1 protein-coding gene, 1 tRNA gene and 1 pseudogene are annotated in these 3,083 nt (G+C 72.5%); 1 reads left to right on the top strand and 2 read right to left on the bottom strand.

Annotated elements, in window-relative coordinates; all coding sequences use genetic code 11:
• Nucleotides 1-800 (bottom strand): annotated as a pseudogene (locus tag CCN44_RS03675) (glycosyltransferase family 2 protein); the annotation flags it as partial.
• A gap of 282 nt (nt 801-1,082) precedes the next feature.
• On the opposite strand from CCN44_RS03675, the gene CCN44_RS03680 reads away from it, so the two are divergent.
• Nucleotides 1,083-2,885 carry a SpoIIE family protein phosphatase gene (locus tag CCN44_RS03680; protein WP_158103067.1) on the top strand — a complete coding sequence of 601 codons (1,803 nt, stop codon included), beginning with the start codon at nt 1,083-1,085 and terminating at the stop codon, nt 2,883-2,885.
• A 15-nt stretch (nt 2,886-2,900) separates the two neighbouring features.
• Here CCN44_RS03680 and CCN44_RS03685 read toward each other — a convergent pair.
• A tRNA-Thr gene (locus tag CCN44_RS03685) sits at nt 2,901-2,974 on the bottom strand.
• Nucleotides 2,975-3,083: the final 109 nt, after the last annotated feature.

Here is a 3,083-nt window from a genome sequence, read left to right on the forward strand (position 1 = left end):
GCCGCTCACCGGCCGGCTCCCGCAGCCCCTCCACGAACCCGCCGCACCACGCCTTGAGCCCCGGCAGCGAGCGGGTGCGGGCGAGGGTGAGCAGCGTCCACAGCCCGAGGTGCACCGGGACGAGCGGCAGCGGCAGCCGGCGCCGGACGAGCCAGACGCGATTGCGGGCGTTGACCCGGTAGTAGATGGCGTGCCGGGCCGGAGAGGTCTTGGGGTGCTGGAGGAGCAGCTCGGGNNCGCCAGGCGAGGTCGGTCTCCTCGTGCGCGAAGAAGAACGCGGCGGGCCAGTCCCCGGTCTCGGCCAGCATTGCCATGCGCAGGGCGTGCCCGCCGCCGAGGAATCCGGTGACGTAACCGCCGCGCAGCGGATCGGACTTGCCCACCCGGGGCACGTGCCGCTGCTGGGTCTCGCCGTGCTCGTCGGCGATGCGGAAGCCGACGATGCCCAGGCGCGGGTCGGCGGCGTACAGGTCGCGCACCCGGCGCAGCACGTCGGCGTCGACGAGCAGCCCGTCGTCGTCCAGTTCCACGACGACGTCGACGTCCCCGAACTCCCGCAGCCGGGCGAGCGCGACGTTCCGGCCGCCCGGACAGCCGAGGTTCTCCTCGACCTCGACGGTGGTGACCTCGCCCGGCAGCGAGAGCCGGCGGGCGAACTCGGGCAGCCGGCAGCCGTTGCCGACGATCACGATGCGGGCGGGGGCGAGATCCTGCTTGGCCACGGACTCCAGCAGGGCGTCGACCTCGGCGGGCCGGTTGCCCATGGTCACCACGGCGACGGCGATCCTCGGCTCCACCACGTCCCTCACCCCATCCGGCCGACGGCGGCACCGCGTCCGACCGCGCACTGCCCGCCGTTCACCAAGATGTTGCCTCACGTCCGCGGGTTCGCTCGGCACGGGTTCACTTTGCCGGGTCTTTGATCCGGTTTTGTCACCGCGTTTCCTCCGTACGTCCCCGCCGCCCGTCCTCCGCGGGCACCGCGGCGTCCGCGCGCGTCGGAGCGAGCCGAGATGCGTCGGATCTGCCGTCCTCCCAGGATGGGGAAGGGGCCGCCCGCACCCGGACAGCAGGAGAAGACGTTGAACGCAGAACGACCCCCGCCGTCGTGGCTCTTCCCCGAGGCCCGGACCCGGGCGCCGCGGGGCATGGGCACCGAACCGTTCCCGCCGTCGGTCGACGGCGCCCGAATGTCCTGCGAGTGCGGCTTCCTGCGCGGGATCATCGAGGGCACCTCCGCCCCCGTGGTCATCCTGGACCGCCACCTGCGCTACCTCTACGTCAACCCGGCCTGGTCCCGGGTCACCGGAGTCCCGGCCACCGCGTTCCTCGGCAGGACGCTCCGCGAGGTGCTGCCGGACGTGCAGACCCCCGACGACGTACTGATCGAGGTGCTCGCCGACGGGCAGCCCCGGGAAGTCACCCTGACCGGAACCACGCGTGTCCCCTCCCCCGTGGGACGCAGGCTCTGGCGGGCCGTCTTCCACCGGCTGGAGGTGCAGGGGCAGGTCCTCGGCGTGTGCGGGATCGCCGTCGAGGCCAGCAATCTGCGCCAGTACCTGGACGACCTGGAGAACGCCCACCAGCGCCTCGCCCTGCTGGACGCCGCGGCCACCCGGGTGGGCACCACCCTCGACGTGGAGGCCACCTGCGCCGAGCTGGCGGACTTCCTCGCGCCGTCCCTCGCGGACATCGCCGCGGTCGGGCTCGTGGAGCAGGAGTTCTTCGGCGCGCCTCCGCCGCCCGCCGGCATGCTCCGGCTGCGCAAGATGAAGCTCTCCGCGCCGCCCGAACTGCTACGGCACCTGAACGAGCTGGGCGGGACCAGGCCGTACGTGGATCTGCCGCGCGGCTCGGCGCCCCGGCGCTGCATGGACAGCGGACGGCCGTGGCTGGGCAATCTGGCCTCCGACGAGCTGTTCCAGAAGGTCGTCGTGGATCCCGAACGGGTGCGGATCCTCCGGGCGGCCGGGGTCCACTCGATGCTCGTCGTCCCCCTGCCCACGGCCGGCCACAGCGTCGGGATCGTCATGCTCATGCGAGTGGGGGCATCCCCCGGCTTCAGCAGCGACGACATCCTGACCGCGCAGGGCGTCGCCGCGCGGGCGGCGGTCTCCATCGACAGCGCCCACCGGTACAGCCACGAGCACGCGATGACGCTGGAACTCCAGCGGGCGCTGCTCTCCGAGCCCGACCGCCCGCACCCCACCGTCGAGGTGGCCACCCGCTACCTGCCCTCCGGCCGCAGCGCCCTGGTCGGCGGCGACTGGTACGACTCCATCGCGCTCCCGGACTGCCGCACGCTGCTGGTCATGGGCGACGTGATGGGCCACGGCTTCCAGGCCGCGGTGGCCATGAGCCAGTACCGCTCCGTCCTGCGCACCGTCGCCGCCGCCGGACTGCCCGTGGACGCCATGCTCACCGAGGCGGACCGCAGGGCGGCACGCATCGGCCTCGACCGCGCGGCCACCTGCCTGCTCGTGCTCCTCGACACCGAGGCCGGCACCTGCACCGCGGCCACGGCCGGGCATCTGCCGCCTCTGGTCATCCGCCCGGGCGGCAGCGCCGGCCTGATGCACCTCCCGGCCGGCCCGCCCATCGGCACGGAACTCGGCGACTACGAGATGACGACGTTCGCCTTCGAGCCGGGCGCCGTACTGCTGCTCTACACCGACGGCCTCGTGGAACAGCGGAACGTCGACATCGACGACTCCGTCCGCGCCCTCACCACCATGGGCCTGTCCGCCGACGACTCCCTGGAGCACCTCCTCGACACCCTGCTCACCCAGCTGACCGACGGCATGTGCGAGGACGACATCGCCCTCCTCGCCGCCCGCCTCCGCCCCTCGGCCGACAGCAAAGAGGCCAGGTCACGAACTACGTGACCTGGCCTCCAACGGAGCCGCTTTCGGGATTCGAACCCGAGACCTACGCATTACGAGTGCGTTGCTCTGGCCATCTGAGCTAAAGCGGCGCGCTGCCTGCACCTATGGTGCGAGCGGCAACGTCGGTAAGTCTACACAGTTTCCGGGGGTGCTTCGTACCGGCCCCGGAGCGGGTGGTTCCGGGGCCGGGGGCGGGGC

Origin of the sequence: Streptomyces tricolor (genome assembly GCF_002155905.1) — a bacterium.
Taxonomy (GTDB): Bacteria; Actinomycetota; Actinomycetes; order Streptomycetales; family Streptomycetaceae; genus Streptomyces; species Streptomyces tricolor.